This is a genomic window from Collinsella sp. AM44-11 (assembly GCF_003467145.1).
GTDB lineage: Bacteria > Actinomycetota > Coriobacteriia > Coriobacteriales > Coriobacteriaceae > Collinsella.
In genome coordinates this window covers 79,362-102,314 of record NZ_QSFE01000006.1, presented here as the reverse complement: position 1 = coordinate 102,314, position 22,953 = coordinate 79,362, and the positions used below count along the sequence as shown (strand labels likewise).

17 protein-coding genes are annotated in these 22,953 nt (G+C 60.5%); 6 read left to right on the top strand and 11 right to left on the bottom strand.

What is annotated here, in order from left to right; genetic code table 11:
• Positions 1-64: 64 nt before the first annotated feature.
• The 3 genes from DW943_RS05475 (at position 65) to DW943_RS05465 (ending at position 5,683) form a co-directional block, all read left to right on the top strand.
• Positions 65-1,825 carry a TerB N-terminal domain-containing protein gene (locus tag DW943_RS05475; RefSeq protein ID WP_233543605.1) on the top strand — a complete coding sequence of 587 codons (1,761 nt, stop codon included), beginning with the start codon at positions 65-67 and terminating at the stop codon, positions 1,823-1,825.
• Positions 1,818-3,122 (top strand): ATP-binding protein, encoded by a 1,305-nt coding sequence (locus tag DW943_RS05470; protein ID WP_117862421.1) that lies wholly within the window; start codon positions 1,818-1,820, stop codon positions 3,120-3,122. The genes DW943_RS05475 and DW943_RS05470 overlap by 8 nt, the downstream gene beginning before the upstream one ends.
• Before the next feature lie 116 nt (positions 3,123-3,238).
• Positions 3,239-5,683 carry a DEAD/DEAH box helicase gene (locus DW943_RS05465; RefSeq protein WP_117862420.1) on the top strand — a complete coding sequence of 815 codons (2,445 nt, stop codon included), beginning with the start codon at positions 3,239-3,241 and terminating at the stop codon, positions 5,681-5,683.
• Between the two features lie 185 nt (positions 5,684-5,868).
• Here the strand turns inward: DW943_RS05465 and DW943_RS05460 are convergent, their stop codons facing one another.
• The 4 genes from DW943_RS05460 to DW943_RS05445 all read right to left on the bottom strand — a co-directional run bounded on the left by DW943_RS05460 (position 5,869) and on the right by DW943_RS05445 (position 10,365).
• Positions 5,869-6,744 carry a spermidine synthase gene (locus tag DW943_RS05460; protein WP_117862419.1) on the bottom strand — a complete coding sequence of 292 codons (876 nt, stop codon included), beginning with the start codon at positions 6,742-6,744 and terminating at the stop codon, positions 5,869-5,871.
• On the bottom strand, positions 6,745-8,649 hold the full coding sequence (locus tag DW943_RS05455) for an elongator complex protein 3 (RefSeq protein ID WP_117862418.1): 1,905 nt from the start codon (positions 8,647-8,649) through the stop codon (positions 6,745-6,747). It abuts the gene before it with no gap.
• A gap of 103 nt (positions 8,650-8,752) precedes the next feature.
• On the bottom strand, positions 8,753-9,649 hold the full coding sequence (locus tag DW943_RS05450) for a DUF4097 family beta strand repeat-containing protein (protein ID WP_117862417.1): 897 nt from the start codon (positions 9,647-9,649) through the stop codon (positions 8,753-8,755).
• Entirely contained in the window at positions 9,649-10,365 is a 717-nt protein-coding gene (locus tag DW943_RS05445; RefSeq protein ID WP_117862416.1) for a helix-turn-helix domain-containing protein, read from the bottom strand. The genes DW943_RS05450 and DW943_RS05445 overlap by 1 nt, the downstream gene beginning before the upstream one ends.
• A gap of 268 nt (positions 10,366-10,633) precedes the next feature.
• Here DW943_RS05445 and DW943_RS05440 point away from each other — a divergent pair, with 268 nt between their 5' ends.
• The 3 genes from DW943_RS05440 (at position 10,634) to DW943_RS05430 (ending at position 15,450) form a co-directional block, all read left to right on the top strand.
• Complete coding sequence (locus DW943_RS05440; protein WP_158566104.1) at positions 10,634-11,506, top strand: hypothetical protein; 873 nt, start codon at positions 10,634-10,636, stop codon at positions 11,504-11,506.
• 113 nt (positions 11,507-11,619) lie between these two features.
• Positions 11,620-12,459, top strand: coding sequence for a tRNA (guanosine(46)-N(7))-methyltransferase TrmB (locus DW943_RS05435; protein WP_117862414.1), 840 nt, complete (start codon positions 11,620-11,622; stop codon positions 12,457-12,459).
• 309 nt (positions 12,460-12,768) lie between these two features.
• On the top strand, positions 12,769-15,450 hold the full coding sequence (locus DW943_RS05430) for an RNA helicase (protein WP_117862413.1): 2,682 nt from the start codon (positions 12,769-12,771) through the stop codon (positions 15,448-15,450).
• 74 nt (positions 15,451-15,524) lie between these two features.
• Here the strand turns inward: DW943_RS05430 and DW943_RS05425 are convergent, their stop codons facing one another.
• From DW943_RS05425 to DW943_RS05395, 7 genes are all read right to left on the bottom strand, one after another.
• Positions 15,525-17,282: a DUF2130 domain-containing protein gene (locus DW943_RS05425; RefSeq protein ID WP_117862412.1), complete on the bottom strand. Its 1,758-nt coding sequence runs from the start codon at positions 17,280-17,282 to the stop codon at positions 15,525-15,527.
• Between the two features lie 150 nt (positions 17,283-17,432).
• Entirely contained in the window at positions 17,433-17,978 is a 546-nt protein-coding gene (locus DW943_RS05420) for a metallophosphoesterase (protein WP_233543604.1), read from the bottom strand.
• 66 nt (positions 17,979-18,044) lie between these two features.
• Positions 18,045-18,224, bottom strand: coding sequence for a hypothetical protein (locus DW943_RS05415; protein WP_117862410.1), 180 nt, complete (start codon positions 18,222-18,224; stop codon positions 18,045-18,047).
• Positions 18,225-18,242: 18 nt separating this feature from the next.
• On the bottom strand, positions 18,243-18,569 hold the full coding sequence (locus DW943_RS05410) for an HIRAN domain-containing protein (protein WP_117862409.1): 327 nt from the start codon (positions 18,567-18,569) through the stop codon (positions 18,243-18,245).
• Positions 18,570-18,879: 310 nt separating this feature from the next.
• Entirely contained in the window at positions 18,880-20,079 is a 1,200-nt protein-coding gene (locus DW943_RS05405) for an MFS transporter (protein ID WP_158566103.1), read from the bottom strand.
• 243 nt (positions 20,080-20,322) lie between these two features.
• Positions 20,323-21,702 carry an aldehyde dehydrogenase gene (locus tag DW943_RS05400; protein WP_117862407.1) on the bottom strand — a complete coding sequence of 460 codons (1,380 nt, stop codon included), beginning with the start codon at positions 21,700-21,702 and terminating at the stop codon, positions 20,323-20,325.
• Positions 21,703-21,710: 8 nt separating this feature from the next.
• Positions 21,711-22,931, bottom strand: a complete 1,221-nt coding sequence (locus DW943_RS05395; RefSeq protein WP_117862406.1) for an iron-containing alcohol dehydrogenase — start codon at positions 22,929-22,931, stop codon at positions 21,711-21,713.
• Positions 22,932-22,953 lie beyond the last annotated feature (22 nt).

Sequence of the window (22,953 nt, the reverse complement as noted above, 5' to 3'; positions counted from 1 at the left end):
GAACATCTGTTTGATGCTGTGCTATGATATGAGGTCACCGTAGCTGCGTTCGAGAGGAGGGGCGGTGGCCGACCAGGACATCAAGATGCTCATCGAGCGCATTATGGCCGAGGCCCGGACCCATCAGTCCGCCCGCTTCTCAAACGAAATCTACGCAGACGAGCCGATTCTCAAAACCGGCCGACAGATGCAGAATTTCCTCCCCGACCAGTACCGTAAAATGCGCGAGATATCGCGCTGGCAGGATGACCCCAAGGGCGGTGCGGGCCGCTGGCTTTCGGAAGCCGAGCTTTTTTACCGCCAGGGCCTGCTGATGGCCGGCTTTGAGGACGACTGTCCCTACAACGGCACCTTTAAGTCGTACTTTCCCACCTACAACGCCATGAGCGACCGGCAACTGCGCGGCTACTTTACCTGGCGTGCCCAAGTGCGCCGCGGAACCGTCGAGGAAACGTCTACGTCCTTTGCCTTTCTGTATCTCTATGAGCTGATCTGCGGCATTGGCGTAGATAATCCACTCGATGGTTTTAACAAGATCAAGGCTTTTTGGGATGTCTATCGCGCCTTCGAGCCCGGCATCGACCGGTTTGCGCGCGTGTGGCTGCAAGATTACGCCGTGTTCCACGGGCTCGACCCCAAGCTGCTTCGCGACTCTAAAACCGTCATGTTCGATAACGCCCTTATCGAACTGCGGTGCGCGGCACGAGACCTTGTACCGGCACCGGCACCGTCCGGCCAGACCCCTAAGCGTCGCAAAACCTCCGAGCCCACGCTCCCCCTTCCGCCCGATGAGGTGCGCGAGGAGCGACTCATGGCCGCCATCAACGCCCTCTCCACGTACAACCTAAGTAGCTCGCGGCTCGACCGCAGCCACCACCGCGATCTGCGCCACGTGGCGTGCGCCGTGTATGTCCGCATGGCGCGCTACTATGACACGCACCGAAAGACCGGCATCGTGGCAAGTTTATTTGGGGAGGAGACGGCAATGCCCTACACCATGTTTGCCTCGGCCGTATTCTTTGCGCCCGAGCGCCACGAGGACTGCGAATACCGTCTGGACCCCATCCATATCTACCGTTGCCAAAACGGTTTTTGGGAATGCATGCGAATTCACGGCAGCAGACAAAAGAGCAGCAAACTTGGCGAGATGATGCGCGCCTGCGACCAACGCCTGCGCCTGGCCCTGGACCCTGCCCATCCCCTGAAGGAAGAAAAGGTCCCCAAATATCTGGCCAAGATTATCGATGACGAGATTGTGGCATGGCTTTCGTGGGACGCCGCACACCAGCCCGTCAAGATCGATATCGATTTGAGCCAGCTGGGGCACATTCGGAGCGCTGCCGCACAAACGCGCGAAGCGCTTTTGATCGACGAGGAACGCGAGGACGGCGCGTCCGCAGAAGCCGAGGCAGCGGACTCAGGGCAACCGGAAGCCGAGCCCGTAGCCGACGCGATGGTCGAGGCGGTCGCGGCGGCTGCAGGGCGGGACGAGTCCGACGGGCCGACCATATCCACCGAACAGTTTGGTGTCGTGGCACCGCTTCTCGCGCCGACGCCCGCGTTCGCAGCTGCTGCGCCCGCTGACGCCGCGAACGAACTCGCGCCCGCCGCAGACGCCTATCTCCGCGCGCTGCTCGAGCACAACGCAGTACAGGCGGAATCGGCGGTAGTGCAATCGGAGCAGAGCGAGGACATGCTCGTCGATACCATCAACGAGGCGCTCTTTGACCTGGTGGGCGACACCGTAATTGAATTTAGCGCGGCAGGGCCGCAGATTATCGAGGACTACGAAGCAGACGTGAGAGGATACCTAGACCATGAGTGATACCGCATCCGCAGCACCTCGCGTGCCCAAGCGCGTCGCTGCCGTCATTCTCAACTCGCTCAAGGGCGGTGTGGTCCCGCGCATCGGCCTTCCTTACATCACCGTAGGGCGCGAGGTCGAGATCCGCGCCCTGCTCACCGATCTGAGTCTCATCGCCGACGGTGGCGCGAGCTTCCGCTTTCTGGTCGGTCGTTACGGCGCCGGCAAGAGCTTTTTGCTCCAGACTATCCGCACGCACGCCATGGGCGAGGGATTCGTCGTCGCTGATGCCGACCTGTCGCCCGAGCGCCGCCTGCAGGGCGGTCAGGGACAGGGCCTTGCCACCTACCGCGAGCTCATCCGCAATATATCGACCAAGACGCGCCCCGAGGGCGGTGCGCTCAACCTTATTCTGGATCGCTGGGTCGCCTCGTGTGCCGACGTCGACGAGTCGGTCGTCAATGCCCAACTGGCCCCGCTCGAGGAGATGGTCCACGGCTTCGACTTCACCCGCATGCTCCGCCGCTATCGCATGGCCGCATCCGGGGGCGACGAAGAGGCCATGAGCCGCGTGACCAAATGGATTCGCGGCGAGTACCGCACCAAGAGCGAGGCGCGCGCCGAGCTGGGCTCCTCGACCATCATCAGCGATGACGACTGGTACGACTACGTCAAGCTCATTGCGCGCTTTTTGGTCTGCAGCGGCTACAAGGGCATGCTGGTGCTCATCGACGAGCTCGTGAATCTGTATAAGATTCCCAACGCAATCACGCGCCAATATAACTACGAGAAGATCCTGACCATGTACAACGACACGCTCCAGGGCAAAGCGCAGTACCTGGGCATGATTATGGGCGGCACACCAACCTCCATTGAAGACCGCCGCCGCGGCGTGTTCTCCTACGAGGCCCTGCGCAGCCGACTCGCTCAAGGCCGCTTTGCACGCGAGGACTTTAAAGACATGCTCGCGCCCATCATCCGTCTGCAGCCGCTCACCTATGAGGAGCTGCTGGTGCTCATCGAAAAACTCATGCAGATCCATGCCGGCTACTTTGGCTGGACGCCCACGCTTACCGAGAACGACTTGGTGGACTTTCTCAAGATTGAGTTTGGCCGCGTGGGAGCTGATACGCACTTGACGCCGCGTGAGGTCATCCGTGACTTTATCGAGCTGCTCGATATCCTGTGTCAGAATCCCGATGCAAACGTGGCCGAGTTGCTGCAAAGCGTCGGCGGCGACACGCTGGTGCCGGCAGCCGCAACAGGCGACACCGGCACCGCAGACGGCGACCGCAACTTCGCCGAATTCACCATCTAACCTGCCAAAAAGGGACAGGTTTATTTTGGCAGGTTTTATCTGGGCAAACGTTGAGACAGTAATGTAGCGAGCCACTGCTCACCGCGTTAAGAGGTTCGTATTTGAGAGGAGGCCCCGTGAACGCCTTTGACCGATATGCTCCGTTTATCCAAGACTTCATCTACTCCCACGATTGGGAGAGTCTGCGCTCTATCCAGGTTGCAGCGGCAGACGCCATCTTTAACACGCAAGACAATGTGCTCCTGACGGCATCCACGGCTTCCGGCAAAACCGAGGCAGCCTTCTTTCCCATCCTGACCGAGTTTTGGGAGAACCCGCCCGCGAGCGTGGGCGCCCTCTACATCGGCCCCCTCAAAGCGCTCATCAACGATCAGTTCGTCCGTCTCAACGACCTCTGCGAAGAGGCCGATATCCCTGTCTGGCACTGGCATGGCGATGTCTCGCAGTCGCACAAGGCTAAGCTCATCAAAAAACCAAGCGGCATCTTGCAGATTACGCCCGAGTCACTCGAGGCGCTCTTAATCCATAAGCACATGGCGATCCCGCGCATGTTTTGCGACCTGCGCTACGTCGTCATCGACGAGGTCCACTCGCTCATGCGCGGCGACCGTGGCGGGCAGACGCTCTGCCTTATTGAGCGCCTGTCGCGCATGGCAGGCGTGCGGCCCCGTCGCATTGGCCTTTCGGCCACCATCGGCGACCCCGAGCGCACGGGCGCCTTTCTCTCACAGGGAACGGGACGCGATTGCGTTATCCCCCGTTTTGAGGAGCCGCGCCGCGTGTGGCGTATCTCCATGGAGCACTTCTACAACTCGGGTCCCCAGGCGCAGCAGCGAGGATTTGAGAGCACAGGTCCTCAAGAGGCCGAAGTACTTGCGTGCGAGCGCATTGAGGCAGCGGCACCCGCGGCGCTGCCCGCCGGCGCCCAAGACATGCGCCATAGCGGACAGCTCACACAGGAGGAACGCCGCCAACGTCGTGAGTGGGCACGGGACAAGGCTACCTCCAGGGATCGCCGCACTTCGTCGGCCCCCGAGGGCGAAGTCGACATCCCGCAGGCACCCGAACAGGCATTACTCAACCCCACCGACACAGCACCAGACAACGCCGACCCCGGCATGGGCTATATCTTCGAACACACCCGCGGCCGCAAATGCCTGGTCTTTGTCAACTCGCGCGAGGAGGCAGAGGCCGTATGCTCCATGCTGCGCAGCTACTGCGAGAGCCGGCACGAGCCCGACCGCTTTCTCATCCACCACGGCAACCTTTCGGCATCGCTGCGCGAGACGGCAGAAGAGCTCATGCGCGACGAGGAACAGGCGCAGACAACCGTCACCACCTCTACGCTGGAACTCGGTATTGATATCGGCCGTCTGGAGCGTGCCTTCCAGATCGACGCGCCATTTACCGTCAGCTCCTTTTTGCAGCGAATGGGCCGCACGGGACGCCGCGACCTTCCACCCGAGATGTGGTTCGTTATGCGCGAGGAAGAGCCCGAGCCGCGCACGATGATGCCCGAGACCATTCCCTGGAAGCTCCTCCAGGGCATCGCGCTCGTACAACTCTATCGCGAGGAAAAGTGGGTCGAGCCGCCCGAGCTCGATCGACTCCCCTACAGTCTGCTCTATCACCAGACCATGTCGACCCTCGCCAGCACCGGAGAGCTCACGCCGGCCGAACTTGCCCAGCGCGTGCTCACGCTCAGCTATTTCCATCGCATCTCGGCCGATGACTATCGCGTGCTGCTGCGTCACCTCATTAAGATCGACCATATCCAGGTCACCGAGGGCGGCGGGCTCATCGTGGGTCTCGCGGGCGAGCGTATCATTAACAACTTTAAGTTTTACGCCGTGTTCCAGGAAAACGAGGAGTTCACCGTTCGCAGCGAGTCGGCCGAGTTGGGCACGATTGTCAATCCGCCACCGCCCGGTGAGCGCATCGCCATCGCCGGACACTGCTGGATTGTCGAGGAAGTGGACTGGAAGCGTCATACCGTCTTTGCCACGCAGGTCAAGGGCCGTGTGCCGGCCTACTTTGGCGACTGCCCCGGTGACATCAACACACATGTACTCGAGCGTATGCGCAAGGCGCTTAACGAGCACGCGTCGTATCCGTACCTCATGGGTAATGCACGGGCCCGTCTGGCGCAGGCTCGCCATACGGCCGAGATTTCGGGTGCGGGAACTAAGCCGCTCATTAACCTGGGCGGCGACACCTGGGTGCTCTTCCCCTGGCTGGGAAGCTACGCCTTTTTGGCGCTCGAACGTATGCTCAAGATTAAATGCGCCGCGGAGCTGGGCCTTCGCGGACTCGACCCGTCGCGCCCGTACTTTATGCAGTTTAAGATGAAGGCCGACGAGGAGACGTTCTTTGAGGTGCTCGCCGCCGAGGCCGAAAAGGACTTCGACCCCATCGAGCTCGTCTATCCCGGCGAGGTGCCTTACTTTGATCGCTACGACGAGTACGTTCCCGAGGAGCTCGTGCGCAAGGGCTTTGCCGAAGGCGTGCTCGACATAGAGGGCATGAAGCGGCGTGTCCGCAGCTGGCGCGACCACGCCTGAGACCAGTCTTTTTGGGACGGGGCTTGTTGAGCTACTTCTTGGCCAGGCGCCGGCAGCATGATTTTTCTGGGACGGGGATTAAAAAATCATTCTGTACCTAATGATTTTTTAATCCCCGTCCCAGAAAAATCATGCCCGTAGCTAAAAAAGCCCCGTCCCAGAAAGACTGGTCGCAGGGAAACGCGCTAGTCATGGAGGGTAGCGCCGAGAAAGTCGGCGTCGAAGGGCACGGCTTCGGCAAAGGCGTAGTCGCCGTCGCTGGCGATGAGCAGGTAGTTCTCCTCGCCGCCGAACTTCGCATCGCCACATGGGACCACCCAGGCGTGGTCGAATACCTCGAGCGCTGTGGCAGCGCAGTCGCGCAGGAACGTCACATCGTTCCCCTCGTTCGAGCTCACGATATTAGCCACGTAGATGCCGCCCGAGTTCAAGCTACCCCGCACCAAACGCAACGCCTCAACCGTCGCCAGCTCGCGTACGGGCTCGGCACCGCCAAAGCAATCGCTCACGACCACGTCGTAGCGACGATGACCCACGCTCGTCACACCCAGATATGAGCGAGCCTCAGCGGTAATCACCCGCAGGCGATCGCCCACCGCGTGCTCCAGCTCATCCAGGTAGAACCAACGGCGCGCCAGGCGCGTAATCTCGGCATCGTACTCAATGACGTCCATGCGCAAGCCCTCGTGCGACATCAGCGCAAACTTGGGATAGGCAAACCCGCCGCCGCCCAGCATGAGCATGCGGCTGATACCGTGACCATAAACGTCGCGCATCGCGTCCTCGGCCTCAAACACGTCGTCAAACGCGCGATAGTACGCAAAGACGGGCTCCGCCCAGCGCTCGCCAACGTAACTCGCACTTTGGTAGACGCCGCCTTGCACGAGCACACGGACCTCGTCACCGCTCTCGTCGTGTACACGCTTCACACGCGCCAACCCGTTGCGGGTACGTGCGACCTGCAGACAGGCAGCACGAACAGCGACAGCGGCCGCACCAAGCGCCGCGGCTCCCAGAGCAACGCCGGCAACGACGCCGGCAGAAACACTCGGCTTGTTCATCTAGAGCTCCTTTTGCAGATAAAGGCCATGGTCATAAAATCCAAGATGGCGATAGTACTCGCGTGTGCCAATCGCGCTAATCACGTTGATGCGCGCATAACCCGCATCCCGGGCAATCTCGCATGCATGCTCTACGAGCAAACGCCCCAAACCGTGATGCTGCGCCGCCTGGCCTTGATCCCCCACGCGCGCCGCCATGCCATACACGTGCACCTCGCGAATCATCGCCTCGTCCGGCGTCGTCGGCAGCTCGTCCGCATGTGCGGTGACAAAGGCGCGATCAGGCAGGGACAGGCGCAAAAAGCCCGCGATCTTGCCCCGCGGCGTCACCCACTGCAAAAAACGCTCGCGCGTCACCGGCGTCTCGTAAGCGACCTCATCAAGAGACAGTTCGTCCAGGTCGGCGCCCGCGGTGCTGATCTCGCGATAGCGGATCTCGCGCACCGTCGCGCCTTCTCCACGAGCCGCCAAGCGGTTCTCGACGAGCTGGCGCAGGTTGGGCTTCTTGTTGCCCACCATGATGTCGTCGGAGCTAAAGTCGCGAATCATGCGGCTGATACGGCAGAACGATGGCGTAACCACGATGTCATCGGCCAGCACGTCGAGCAGCTCCTCCTCGGAATAGGGGCGCCACTTGCCACGCTCGTAACAGCCCACCAAACGCGAGCCCTCGATGAGCGCGCACGGGTAGACCTTGACCTCGTCGGGCATAAAAGCGCCCTCGGTCATAAAGCGCTCGTAGTCGCGTTTGTCCCCCTCGGGCGTAGCACCCAACAAGTTGAGCATAAAGTGCGCGTGGATCTTAAAGCCAAATAGGCGCGCGAGCGAAAACGCTCGCTCGATCTGTGCCACCGTAATACGACGCTCGTTGATGTCGAGCAGGTGCTGGTCGAGGCTCTGGATACCCATCTGAATCTTGGTGCAGCCCAGGCGACGAATGAGCGTGAGCGCCTGAGGCGTTACGGCATCGGGGCGCGTCTCGATAACGAGTCCCACCACGCGATGCTTCGCCGTCTCGTTGATGCGCTGCTGCCGCTCAAGCTCTTCCATCGTTGCCGTCTGCCACTCGGTGACCTCGCCCCACGGCGTACCGGGGCCGTACAGACGACGCACTGCACGGTTATAGCCGCCCACGGCAGCATCCACACGCCCCTGCTCGTCAGCAACGCCGGCAGCAAGCTCGGCCTCGTCTGTCGCAATGCCGGCGGCCCGATAGCGCTCGCGGCGTTCTGCCACCACAAGCGGCAGGGCATCGGCGGGAGCGTCATCGAGCAGACGCCCCGCCTCGGCACGGCTGATGCCCGGACGCGCCAACATGGGGTTTGCCGCCACGCCCGCCACCGCATCATCATTGAGCGCACGGAAGAGCTCCGACATAAACCATGCCTGATACCCTTGCGAGTAGTCGCTCCAGGTACCGCCGAGCACGATGAGTTCAATCTTATCGGTCGCATGTCCCATCTGCGAAAGCGCGGTCAGGCGAGCGCTCACCTGCAGATACGGATCGAAACAGTTTTGTTCCGCACGGGCGCACGCCGGCTCGGCATGCAGATAGCTTTTGGGCATGCGCAGGTCGTTGGGGCAAAACAGGCAATCGCCCGAGCACGGCCAGGGCTTGGTGATGACGGTAATGGTCGCCACGCCCGAAGCCGTTCGGCGCGGCTTCATGCGCAGTACCTGCAGCAGTTGACGCTCCAGCTCGGCATCGACATTCCACCCAGCCCAACGAGTCGGCTCCTCGCGTTTAACCCGCTGGTAGAACGGCAGCAGACGGCGCTTGGCCAGGTCGCGTTTGTCGGCACCCTCGCGGCGCGCCTCGGTATGTATCAGTTTGACGAGCGCCTTGTCGTCCACGGTCTCGCCGCGACGCAGGGCATCGAGTATGTTTAAAATAATCTGTTCCATGACCCCATTGTAAAGGCAAAGGCGCCGAAGCCCGTCACGGCTCCGGCGCCTACATCAAACAGCGCGTATAAGCATCTATGTTTGCGGACTTAGCCCGCCGTCGTCATTCCGGATTGAACGACATGTCGCCCGAACCAACCCCAAAGCGATACGTGGCGGACTTATCGCCATTATCGAACTCGAGGCTCGAAATCGCCTCGTCGTCGTAGCTATCCGGAAGGAAATCGCTCTCGAAGTCACCGCTACCCAGAGTAAGGCTCGCCGTAAAGCCCGTAGAGTTCGGAACCGTTACCTCCACATCGCCCGAGTCCACGCTTACGTTCATCGACTTCGCGGGGGCCTGGTAGAGCTCGAACGTCACATCGCCCGAACCGACCTCAGCACTGAGCGCATCAGTCACGCTGCCTGTAAACTCTACATCTCCCGCACCCAGGAAAAGGTCAAAACCATCACAGATGACACCGGCAATCTGCAAATCACCCGAGCCCACGTGCGCGTTGATCCCCTTCAGATGTTCGGCAACACGGCGCGGCAGCTCAACCGTAACCGAGCGATCGATTGCCTTACCGTCATCACTTCCAAACTGGGAAACCTTGAGCGTCGAGTCCTCGACGGATGCGATGTTTTGCGCCGCGGCCTTGGAGGCATCCATACCCTTGGCAACGCGTCCCCGCTCGATAACGCGAGCCTTGTTGCCATCAACAACCTTGACGTCCACCGAAGCCGCATTGATATCGAAATCGAGGTAGCGAAACTCATCGGCATCAAAGGTCGCACTCGAAAGCTGCTGAGGCTGAGCGGAATACTTACCGCCATCGTTCAAAACATCGTCGTCAACCGCATCACCCATACCGGACAAGCCGGATGCAATATTGCCGAGATCCCACGGACCATCAAAATGAATCAATGTCCGCGAGGCGCCAAAGACAAGCCCAACAATAAGCACAAACGCTCCGATGCCAACGCCCAGACGCACCTTAGATTCATGCGAGAGTTTCATTATTCATCACCTTCTTTGGCGCTCGCATCAGCGGGGGTCGCGGTAGCCACGTCGGTATCAACCGCAGGGGAATCATCCTGAGCCCTGGCTGCCGCCGGCGCCGGACCAACCTGAATATTCCCGCGCGCCCAATCGCCGTCGAGCGCACGCGCCACCCAGTGATAGATGGGGATCGTAAAGAAGATCAGTGCGGCAAAGGGGGCACCACCAAACAGGAACATCAGTAAAAAGAACAGCAGCCAGCACACGGCCCAATACGGAAACGACTGGAACGGACCTTTCACTGGAGTCGGATTGACCGCGCCAGCGCTCGTCGCTTGCGCCGTCGCGGCGTTAGCCGCCTGCGCGCTCCAACTTGCAGCTTGCGCCGCCTTGGCCGCGGCATCACTCGCCTGTGTTGCCGCCTCGGTAGCGCGCGCTGCCGCCTCGTGGGTACGGGCGCGCTCGGCCGCCTCGGCCTCGCGCTGGCGGGCACGGTCCTCGTTCTCAAACTCGATATCGTCCTCGATCTCGTCGCTCGGATTGAGTAGCTCGTCCAGACTCACACCATAGAGCTTGGCAAGCGAGATCAGGTTCTCGGTATCAGGCGAGCTCTCCGCGCGCTCCCATTTACTGACCGCTTGGCGTGACAGTCCCAGCTTTCGTGCCAATCCTTCTTGGCTAAAGCCCTTGCTGCGGCGAAGATCGGCGAGCCGCTGCGCAGTTTCTACATTCATGATTCCTCCTATGCTTTTGCCAGCCGTGCCGCCGGACCGTTGTTGTTCTTAAGGCGCCTTGCACAGTTAAAAATCTATCCGCCACCGCCAAAATCATGCTACCTATTCTAGTGAGATTTTTGACAACCGGCGGTTGCGGGCACATATGAGCTGCGGAAATGTGTCCAAACAAAGCAATGGCCCACAGCTCGGTTGTCCCCGTTGCGGCGTTAACGGTAGTATGGTCGTACTGTTTATTCCGCACCGCCATCGGAGGGAGTTCCGCGCCGTGAACCGCGATTTCGCATCATCGCTCATCCAGCTCAACAATACGTTCTATCGCGAGCACTCCGCTTCCTTTTCCGATACGCGCCAAGCCCCGTGGCCCGGCTGGGTGCGCACCATGGACATCGCGCTTGAGCAGCTCGATGTGGCCACGATCGAGCATCCCGTCCGCGTCTTCGACCTTGCCTGCGGCAATATGCGATTCGAGAACTTTGCCGCCGGCGGGGCACTTGCCGCCAAGGGCGTCGACGGCGCAAACCCCTCGGCAGATGCCAGCTGCCCGTTTGAGTTCTATGGTGTCGACTCGTGCCAAGATCTGGCAATAGACGCCCACGGCCACGCCCTGCGCATTCCCAACCTGCACTTCCAGGAACTCGATGCGCTCGACGCCCTCATGAAGCTCAACCCCGCCGAGACGCCCGATGTGCTTTTCGATGCCCCGCTCGCCGATATCTCGGTCTGCTTTGGCTTTATGCACCACGTGCCGTCGTGCGAATACCGTGTGCGTGTGCTCGACGCCCTGGTGCGCCAGACGCTCCCGGGTGGCATCATCGCCATCAGCTTTTGGGAGTTTATGAATGACGAGCGTATGGCACGCAAAGCCGTTCGCGCTGAGGCCCGCGCCGAGCTCAGCCCGCCGTTTGAGGGCTACGATTCCGCGCAGTTCGAAGCCGGCGACCACCTCATTGGTTGGCAAAACGACCGCCATGCCTACCGCTACTGCCACCACTTTGACGATCAACAGATCACCGACCTGGTGCGCGGCGTTCGTACGTTCTACAAGAGCGGCGAGGTTCCCGTACGCGAGCTCGAGCGTTTCCACGCCGACGGTCGCAGCGGCGAGCTCAACCGTTACGTGATTCTCAAGCGTCTATAGGCGTCAGCGACTCGTCGCTGAGCCGCACCGCATCTTTTGGGCAAATCGCCCCCCTTCTAACCCATCACCGGAACGTGCAGCCATGCGTTCCATACTTATGACCAAGGAGCCTCATGGGAGCCGTCCACGTTCGCACGCCTAAGAACTTTGTACTCGAGGAGCGCCTGGAGCGCTACGCCGATGCGATTGAGACGAACCCCGAGGCCTATGCCGGGAATTGGCGCGAAGCCTGCGCGCCAGCCGGCGGCGCACCCTTCACCCGCCTTCATCTGGATCTGGGCTGCGGCAAAGGCACCTATCTGGTTGAGCAAGCTCGCCGTGAGCCCGACACGCTCTTTATCGGTATGGACCAGGAGCCCATCTGCATCGCCTATGCCGCACAGAAAATCTGCGAGCAGGGGCTGTCCAACGCACTCGTCCTGCCCCGAGGTGCCGCATCGCTGCCGCAGCTATTTGCCGCAGGCGAGCTCGATGCCATCACCATCAACTTTCCCACGCCGCAGCCCAAGGCCAAGTACGCCAAAAAAAGACTCGTCCATGTCGACCATCTGATGCTCTACCGCCCGCTCTTTGCAGCCGGTGCTACCGTCACGCTGCGCACCGACAGCAAGCCATTGCGCGACTACGCCCTGGGGCAGTTTGCCGCGGCCGGCTACGACACACTTTGGGTAAGTGACGACGTCCGCCGCGACCATCCCGAGCACCCCGAGACCGAATATGAATGCCGCACACGCGAGATGGGTGCAGCCGTCTATGGCATTTGCGCCACACCCGGCGCGCAGCCCAGCGATGAACAGCTCGCGGCGGGCCGCGCGCAGGAGCAAAGCCTTGCCTGCTACCTGCCCGAAAACCTCGATGAGCTCACCTATGTACCTCTGGGCATGGAGGAGGCCGTCGAGAACTTCAGAAACCGCGCCCGCAAGGGCAAGAAGCGCCTGCCACAAGAGTCCTAGGAGCTTTTGGCAGTCGCGGCATCGGCTACCAAGCGCAAATAGGCGCTGGCGAACGATTCTCAAACCTAAGTGAGTAGACTTCTTGGCAATAGCCAAGCACAACCCGCATAACGAAAACTAAAACCGCAGGTAGAACCATTGCGCAAAAGCCATGTGCTCGCAATATCGCAAATAGTCTACTCACTTGGCTAGCGACTACACTAAACGGCTGGGCAGAACGCCCATTTCCTGCATTTTCTCGCGCGCTAGCACCCCGTGCCGCCGCTACGCCATAATGGATGGCGGACAATCGCGAGAGAAAGCAACCACATGGCACAGACCACGACAGATACCGCCGCCAGCACCGTCTCCGGCGCCGGGGCCGCCAGCTCATTCTCGGGCGGCACGGGAACCGAGGCAGAGTTCGGTTCGCTCGGCGCGCTCTCTCCCACTTGGTGGGAGCCCGAGGACGGCAGCGAGCCCGAACCATGGCTCACGCCCGACCAAGCCTTCGAACGCTTCTTTGAATGGACGAGCAATCGCGGCATTGAGCTGTGGGATCACCAAGAAGAAGCCCTCATGGATCTAGCCGCCGGTGACCATGTCATTTTGGGAACACCAACCGGATCGGGCAAGTCGCTCGTCGCGCTGGGCATGCTCTTTATGGGCATGGCGCAGGGCAAGCGCTGTTATTACACGGCCCCTATCAAGGCCCTGGTCAGCGAAAAGTTCTTCGACCTGGTACAGGTGCTCGGCCGCGATAACGTCGGTATGATCACCGGCGACACGCATATCAACACCAAGGCGCCCGTCATCTGCTGCACGGCAGAGATCCTTGCCAACGACGCACTGCGCGAGGGCGAAGATGCCGATGTTGGCTGCGTCGCCATGGACGAGTTCCACTACTTTGCCGACCCCGATCGTGGCTGGGCCTGGCAGGTGCCGCTGCTCACCCTGCCTCACACGCAGTTTATGCTCATGAGCGCCACGCTCGGCGATGTCACTGCCATCGCCGCCTCGCTCGAGGAACACACCGGCGCTGTTTGCGACTTGGTCGTCGATGCCCCGCGTCCTGTTCCGCTGAGCTACGACTATGTGACGACCTCCCTCGAGGGCACGGTCGAGCTCGCAATGCGCCGCGGCGAGGCCCCGCTCTACATCGTGCACTTTAGCCAGGACGCCGCACTTGCGACGGCGCAATCCCTCGCCAACTTTGGTATTGCCAGCAAGGAGCAGCGCGAGGCCATCAAGGAGGCGGCCAAGGGCACGAGCTTCTCCACGGCCTTTGGCAAGATTCTTAAGCGCTTGCTCGGATGCGGCGTCGGCGTGCACCATGCTGGCATGTTGCCGCGCTATCGTCTGCTGGTCGAGCGCTTGGCACAACAGGGCCTGTTGCCCGTCATCTGCGGCACCGATACGCTCGGCGTCGGCATCAACGTGCCCATCCATACCGTGGTGCTCACCGCGCTCACCAAGTTCGACGGCTACAAGATGCGTCGTCTGCGCGCCCGCGAGTTTCATCAGATTGCCGGTCGCGCCGGCCGCTCGGGCTTCGATACCGAGGGCATGGTGATTGCCGAGGCACCCGAGCACGAGATCGAGAATGCCAAGCTCATGGCCAAGGCGGGCGACGACCCCAAGAAGCTCCGCAAGATTAAAAAGAAGAAGGCCCCCGAGGGCTTTGTCACCTGGAACAAGCAGACCTTTGAGCGCCTGATCGAGACGCAGCCCGAAACGCTCAAGCCGCGCCTTCGCATCACACACTCCATGGTGATTAGCGTGGTCGAACAGGGCGGCGATGCCCGCGCCCGCGTGCACGACCTCATCGAGACAAGCCTGCAGACCCCCGAGGAAAAGTCCAAGCTCGAGGTTCGCGCCGATGAGATTTTCGCCACGCTCATCGATTCCGGCGTCGTCGTGCGCACCGAGGTGCCGCCCGCACCCGACGCTCCGGCTGACGCCGCGCCGGACATCGACTACGCGCTGACGGTCGACCTGCCCGAGGACTTTGCGCTCGATCAGCCGCTCTCGCCGTTCTTGCTCGCCGCGTTGGAGCTGCTCGATCCCGAGAGCGAGACCTATACCATGGATTTAATCTCAATGGTCGAGGCGACGCTCGAAGATCCCAAGCAAGTGCTGCGTGCGCAGGAGCGTGCCGCACGCGATCGAGCTATGGCCGAGATGAAGGCCGACGGCATCGAGTATGAGGAGCGTCTGGAGCGCATTCAAGACGTCACGTACGAAAAGCCGCTCGAGGATTTGCTCGACGCCGCTTTTGACAAGTACTGCCAGGAAGTACCCTGGGCAAACGACTACCAGCTCTCTCCCAAGAGCGTCCTGCGCGATATGCTGGAAAGCGCGAGCGATTTTAAGGGCTACATTCAAAAGCTCGGCATCGCCCGCTCCGAGGGCATTTTGCTGCGCTACCTGGCAGAGGCTTACCGTTCGCTCGACCGCACCGTACCCATCGAGAAGCGCGACGAGCGCCTGCGCGACATTATCTCGTGGCTGGGCTTTGTGGTGCGCTCGGTCGACTCGAGCTTGGTAGACGAGTGGGAAAACGCTGGCAACCCGGCAGCCCTCGACGCCACGCCGCCGCAGGGCATCGACGAGGTCGTGGCGGACCGCCGCGGCTGCACGCTGTTGGTGCGCAACGCGCTCTTCCGCCGCGTGACCCTTGCCGCCCGCGAGCACGTTCGCGACCTGGGCGAGCTCGACGACGACTGGGGCATGAGCGAGATCCGCTGGCAAAAAGCACTCGACGCTTACCACGAGCAGCACGAGGAGATTCTCACCGACGGCGACGCGCGCTCCTCTGCTATGTTCTCGATCGACGAGTCCGACGAGAAGGCGCTCCACGTGTGGCACGTGCACCAGATTTTTGCCGACGAGGACGGCGACCACGACTTTGGCATCATGGGCGATGTCGATCTGGACGCCACGCAAGACGGTGGCGAGGTCATCTTCAAGAACTACCGCGTCGGTTTTATCGAGAACCTGCTCGAGGGCTAGCCGAACATACTGGAACGAAACGGGGCCGTTGGCAATATCGCCAGCGGCCCCGCTTTTGCACTATACGCTATGCCCTACTCGGCATCCTCGACCTCATACGAATCCGCCTCGGCTGGCTCCTCGTTTGTCTCTGGCGCAGCCTCGCGCGCCTCGTCAAACGCTGCCTTCATGGTCTTGTTTCCCCAAGTGAGCTTGCGAATGGTGAGCTCATCAGCCTTGTTGTGGGCCAGGCGCAGATTCTCGGTGCTGCGGCGCAAATCGTCCTTGGTCTTCTCGAGCTGCTTGATGGCGGCATCGATTTCCTTAATCGCCGACTCGAATTGCTTACTCGCCAGGTTATAGTTGCGCGAGAAGCCGTCCTTGAACTTTTCCATCTTGGCTTCGAAGTTCGTGACATCGATATTCTGCTGTTTGTACTCCGCCAGCTCCTGCTTATAGCGCAGCGAACCCATGGCGGCATTGCGCAGCAGCGTAATCATGGGAATGAAAAACTGCGGGCGGATCACATACATCTTCTCGTAGCGATAGCTCACGTCCACGATTCCCGCGTTGTAAAGCTCGCTCTCGGGCTCGAGCAGCGTGCAGAGCACCGCGTACTCACAGCCTTTCTGGCGACGATCGTGATCGAGTTTCTTAAAGAAGTCCTCGTTTTTATGTTTGGTCGCGGTCTCGTCGTTCTCGTTTTTCATCTCGAACATAATCGAAATGACCTCGTTGCCGCTCGCGTCGCACTCGCGGAAGATAAAGTCGCCCTTGGTGCCCTCGGACGCATCGTTATCCTTCTCGAAGTACGCGTTAGGAAATGCCGTCATGCGCAGACGGTTAAACTCGGTCTCGCAGTGCTGCTCGAGCGACTCGCCCACCATCTTGGTGGACAGACGAATCTTCATTTCCTTAAGGCGCTCAATCTCTTCGTCCTTGTAGCGGATCAACTCGTCGCTCACGCGCTTGGCCTGCGCAAGCTCGAGCTCATGTGCCGCCTTGGCCTGTTCCTCACGCGAATCGCGCACCGCCAGCTCACTCGTCAGCTTGGCACGCGCCTCATCGCGCTCTCGCTCCGCCGCGGCAACCGCCTCTGACAGGTTCATTTTGGCCGTCAGCTCCTGTTCGCGCAGCTGCGCACGCAGACCCTCGGCCTCTTGCTCGGACTGAGCCTTTGCAGCGGAAAACTTCTCTTGTACCTTCGCGCGATAGTCAGTAAGCGTACGTTCGGCCTCGCTGCGAGCGGCATCGAGCTCACGCTGCGACTCGGCCGTAGCAGCGGCGAGCGCCATCTCCTGGGCCTTGTCCGCCGCGGCAAGCTTGGCCTGCAGCTCGGCAATCTGCGCATCACGCGCGGCTACATCGTTTTGAGCAGCGTTGCGCGCCGCCGACTCGGCAAGCTTGGCTTCATCATCCTTGTGTCCCAGCTGCGCACGCAAATTGTCGATCTCACGCTGGAGCTCGGCGTTCTCCTTTTGAGCATCGGCACGGGCCTCGACCGCCGCGCGCTGGCTTGCACTCTCGCGCTCTGCGGCAGCGCCCTCGAGCTTGGCGCGTAGCTCGGCGAGTTCAGCATCGCGCTTGGCGACTTCTTGCGCCAGTTTCTGATCCGCAGTGTTCTTCTGCTCGACAAGCTGAGCGTTGCGCTGAGACTCTGCCTCCTGCAAAGCAGCCGACGAACGCGAGCGTTCAAGCTCCAGCGCCTGCTCGCCCTCGCGCTGGACCGCCTTCACGCGCTCATCCAGGTCGCGCGAAAACTCGGCATCGCGCACTTGTTTGACGATATCCGCATAACCGGACGCGTCGACCTTAAAAACTTCGCCGCAATGCGGGCACTTAATCTCGTTCATGGCAGCTCCTCGATGGACGCAAATTTCAACCGCTTACACTCTACCGCGCCGGACGGACAAAAAAGGCGCCGCCGCCAGAATGGCAACGGCGCCAGAACCGCCACAAAGGGGACAGGCACCTTTGTGGTGGTTTGTGTGGTGGTTCGAGAATTACAGTCCAAAGAAGTCAAGGATTTGATCACGGCTTACGGGCTTGTAGTTGTTGGCATCGAGGCCAACGTCGTAGCGAAAGATAGGGCGCTCGCGATCGCGGTTGCGCGCGTTGACGCGGTCTCCCCTGCTGTGGATATGCCCGTGCAGCATGATGGCGCCACGCGCCTTGCCATTCCAGCTGAGCATGGGGTAGTGGCTCATAACCAGACGATGGCCCTTGACATAGCCGGGAGCAATCTCCAGGTAATCGCGTACCTCATCCCAAATCTGCGGCACGTCGGGATCTTCCCAATCACCGTCATGGTTACCGCGGATAAGCGTCACATTCTTGCATTCGATACGCTCGCGCAGGCGCACCGCCTCCGCCAGGGGCAAACGATAGGTAAAGTCACCCAGAATATAGAGGCGGTCATCCGCAGCCACGCACTCATTGATGGCATCGATGACCTTGCGATTCATCTCCTCGACCGAGCCAAACGGCCGGTCCATATCGTGCAAGATATTCGTATCGCCCAGGTGCAGGTCGGCGGTAAACCACATCATCGTCTGTATCCTCATTTCGCAACGTGTCTAACACGTGCCTAGTATACAGACGCTTTGGCGCGTCGGTTAGCCAAAGAGCCCACCGAACGGACCTCGGCGGCGTTTGTCTTTCTTTTTCGACGCGTCACCCTGGGCGTTCTTGTCCTGCCGCTTTTTACGGTCCCGCACCAGCTCATCGTCATCGAGCAGCAGATCCCACTCAAACGGATCATCTGTCAGATTAAACAGATCATCGTCATCAAACATGGCAGCCTCCCTCACCGATTAGCGGGCATCCACCACATAGAGGCCAACGCGCACCTGATGCCACGGGCTGCGCTCGGGAGCAACCTGCTGCACACGGGCTTCAAATACGTCCCCATGCCCGTAATACATCATCAAGGACAGCGGGCCGACCTCGTTTCCCGGAACATACCCAAGCTTGGTGTTGCCGCAGTAGATCGCAACCGCCTCGGGATCATGGGGATTATCGCGCTCGGTACACAGCGTCAGCTTATCGCCAACCTTAAGATCGCCTAGGACCAAAGCGCCGTCGGCATATTGAAACCCTGCAATATGAAACGACAAAAGAACACGTGAAGGCTCATACATGGCAGCTCCTCTAACGGCCGAATAAACCGGCAAGTAACCTTATCGAGAAGTCTACGGGTCCGTGCGGACACAAATACATCCTGTCTGCGTCCTTCAATCGCTTGCCGCAACGCTTGCGGATAAGATAGGAACACGGATGGCACCCGTTGCCGCGGGTCTTGCCAACTCCGATACACGTTTTCATCGTGAGAAGTGGCCGTCTTCGCTTACGCGGGGCGGCCACTTTGTTTATCCCTATGCTATCGGTTCTATTGCACAAAATTGGCACGCCATACTACTTATTCAGCAAAGCAAGTGGGACACCGCGAGTCTAGCCCCGATGCCGGGCGATTGCCCAAAACGTGCAGGCGATAGCGGCCGTTGCCAGGCTTGCGCCAACAAGTACTCCCTGCACGCCAAAGGCATCGGCCAAAAACGGAGCCACAATCAGCGGCAGCACGCCGGCGCCATTGAGGCCCACGCGCATCACGCCCATGACGCGCCCCACCTTAGCAGGGTCGCTCAAGCGCTGGGTGAGCGTGACGCGCACCGGTCCCATGGCGCCAAAACCGATGCCGCAGACAAGCTGCCCCACCGCAGCAACGGCAACATGGGCGGTACCCACATACACAACGGAGCCCACGCCCGTCACCAGCAGCATCGCCGCCAGAAGCTCCAGCCTGATGCATCCCGACGGCACGCGCATGATCAGGTACGACCCCAGCGTTCCGCCGATGCCGGCGATGGCCGACAGCCATCCCATCCACTCCGCACCCACGCAGAGAACATCGCGGTAGAACAGCGACTCGAGCGAATCGAACGCCCCGTAGGCAAAGAAACCCATAAAGCCCATGAGAAAAATCAGACGCAGGTCGACATCGGCCGCCGTGACAATTACGCCCTCCCAAAGCGATCGCAAGCCCGTCGCCCCATCGCGAGACTCCGGCTTGTCGACGCCCTGAACAGCAGTGCCTTCACGCAACGAGGCCACAAGCAGCAAAGCGGGAACAGGTGCTGCCGCGAGCAGGAAAAACACCCCTTGGTTGGAAAAGGCCGAGGCGATAACGCCTCCAAGGGCAGGTCCAACGATCACCGCGACACTTGTCGCGATATTGTTGAGGCCGTTTATGCGCAAAAGCTCCTCGGGCGCCTCCGTCAAAAAGCGCGGATAGGCGTCCATGGCCGTGGTCCCCGCGCCAAACAGCAACCCGGCAGAGATGGCGAGTAGCGCAAGCGCGGGATAGGACACGGGAGCTACAAGGCCAAAAACGCCCGATGCGCAAAGCAGGACGCAAACGGTCAGGAGCACGCGACGCGGACCCAAGAAGTCCACAAGCGCGCCGGCGCAAAACGTTGCGAAGATGAGCGCCAGGTTGAGTCCAAACACGAGCGCGGACGTCTCAAATGCGCCGGCTCCGAGAACATAGGTGCCGCAACCGATGATGCCAACAAAATACGTCGACTGAAATGCAAGTTGAATAAAGAAATTTACCGCAACCAAACGGTGCGATGGAGAAAGAAAACGGGACATGGCAGACCCCTTATGCATATGGAAACCAAACAAGACAGCCTGGGCGCCATCAGTCCATGTTGGTCTCGAACATATGCATAGTCTCCCCTTCGTTGCGGTCGTCCCGTATTCTAGCACCGATTCACCGCGCCGCCCCTGCGCATTGCCATCAGAACGCTCCACGCCCCAGCGCTTGGGCATGAGAAGTGGCCGTCTTCGCTTATGCGGGGGCGGCCATTTTGCTTATCTCTAAGTCATCTGATTCTAATGCACGAACATGCGCACGAACTTGTGCTTCCAGCTTGCATACGGGGCATAGCGGAATGGCACGTCCAGCCAGGTTGCCTTGTTCACGATGCTCTTCTTGTGGCTAAACGTATCGAAACTCTCGCGGCCATGGTACTGCCCCATACCGCTCGCGCCCATGCCGCCAAAGCCCATATGGCTCGTAGCCAGATGCATGATCGTGTCGTTGACGCAGCCGCCGCCAAAGGGCACATGGCGCACAAAGCGCTCCTGAACTGCGCGGTCCTGGCTAAAGATATATAAGGCCAGCGGTGTCGGACGATCCGTAATAAACGTCTCGGCCTCGTCTAAGCTCTCAAACGTCAGCACCGGCAAGATGGGACCGAAGATTTCTTCCTGCATCACGGCGTCATCGGGGGACACGCCGTCTAGGATCGTCGGCTCAATCTTGAGCGACGACTCGCGCGCCGTGCCTCCCAGCACAACCTTGTCGGGATCGATCAGCCCGCGCACGCGCGCAAAATGCTTGGCGTTGACGATGTGGCCGTAATCCTCGTTGTCGAGCGGATGCTCGCCAAACATGCGGCGGACCTCCTCCTTGATGAGGCCCAGCAGCTCGTCGTGCACGCTCGTATCGACCAGCAGGTAGTCGGGCGCCACGCAGGTCTGTCCCACGTTGAGCCATTTACCGAAGGCGATGCGCCGTGCCGCAACCTTCAAGTTTGCCGTCGCATCCACGATGCAGGGACTCTTTCCGCCCAGCTCAAGCGTCACGGGCGTCAGGTTTTTACTTGCCCGCTCCATGACGAGCTTGCCGACCGGAACGCTACCGGTAAAGAAGATCTTGTCCCAGCACTCATCGAGCAGCGCCTCATTCTCGGCACGCCCGCCCTCGACAACCGTCACCAGGCGCGGATCAAATGCCTCTTCACAGATTTGCCTGAGCACCGCGCTCGATGCCGGAGCATAGGCACTCGGCTTGATGACCACGGTGTTGCCCGCGGCAAGGGCGCCAGCGAGCGGCTCGAGCGTTAGCAAAAACGGATAGTTCCACGGAGCCATAATGAGCGTGACGCCATAGGGCACGGCCTGCGTTTTGCACACACTCACGGCGTTGGCAAGGTCACACGGACGCAGGCGCGGACGACTCCATCGAGCCACGTGAGCGATCTGATGACGAATCTCGGAAAGCGAGGTGCCGATCTCACACATATAGGCCTCGTCATGCGACTTTCCCAAATCGGTCTTGAGCGCATGGGCGATATCGGTCTCGTGCGCCCGCACCGCCTCGCGCAGGCGCACGAGGGCGCGGCGTCGAGCATCGACATCAAACGTGGCGTGCGTCTTAAAATAGGCGCGCTGATCGGCAACGATGCGCGCGATTTCCTCGGTGTTCATGGACCCTCCTAGTTCTCGTCCTCAAACATACCACCCGCAACGACCTCGTACATATGCTCGAGCTCCAAACGGTCCATCAAAAGCGGAACGGGGTACAGGGGATTGGCCTCGGCATCGGCATGTGCCGCCATTTCGGCAATGTCGGAACGGCGAATGCCCGTCACGTATTTAGGGATCCCCAGGGCCTCGTTCATGCGGTCGACCCAATCGATAAAGGCCTCGGACGCCACGTTGTCCTGCGCGTTAGCTGGCGCGATACCGGCCATGCGGGCGAGATCGGCAAGCTTAGGAGCAGCAGCTTCGCCATAAGCGCGAAGCATGTGCGGCAGGATGATGGCGTTAGCCAAGCCGTGGGGGATCCCGTAACGCCCGCCCAGGCTGTGTGCGATGGCATGAACGTATCCAACATAGGAGCGCGTAAAGGCAACGCCCGCTTTATACGCCGCCGATAGCATATTGCGGCGCGCACGCATGTTATCGCCATGCTCATAGGCCTCGAGCAAATTGTCATGGATGAGCTGGACCGCCTGTCGCGCCATCTTACGCGTATAGGGCGTGGTGCTTCGCCCGATAAAGGCCTCAACGGCATGCGTCAGGGCGTCCATGCCCGTCTGCCCCGTAATGGAAGCGGGCAGGCCGCGTGTAAACTCGGGGACGTGCACCGCAAAGCGCGGAATAAGCACAAAGTCGTTAATGGGGTACTTGTAGTGCGTCTCATCATCGGTGATAACCGCCGCGAGCGTGACTTCGCTTCCCGTACCGGCGGTAGTGGGAACCGCAATAAGCAGCGGCAGGAGACGGTGGACGCGCAACAGGCCGCGCATCTTGTTGATGGGCTTATTTGGCTGTGCGATGCGTGCGCCCACGCCCTTGGCACAGTCCATGGCCGAACCGCCGCCAAAGCCGATAATGGCCTGGCAGGCGCTCTCGCGATACAGGGACGCCGCTTCCTCCACGTTTGAGACCGTGGGGTTCGCACGCGTTTCGGCATAGACCGTAACGCCAATTCCCTTGGACGCGAGCGCGCACTCGAGCGGCGCCGTGAGCCCCAGACGGGCAATACCGGGATCCGTCACGATAAGAACCCGCTGTATCGAGCGCTTTTGAAGCACCGCGGGCACGTCCTCGGCATGCTCCAAAATGCGCGGCTCGGTATAGGGCAGGATCGGCAATGCGATGCGAAAAACCGTCTGATATGTTCGGCACCAGGCGCGGCGGGCTAGATGCATAAAGGAAACTCCTTCATTTGTT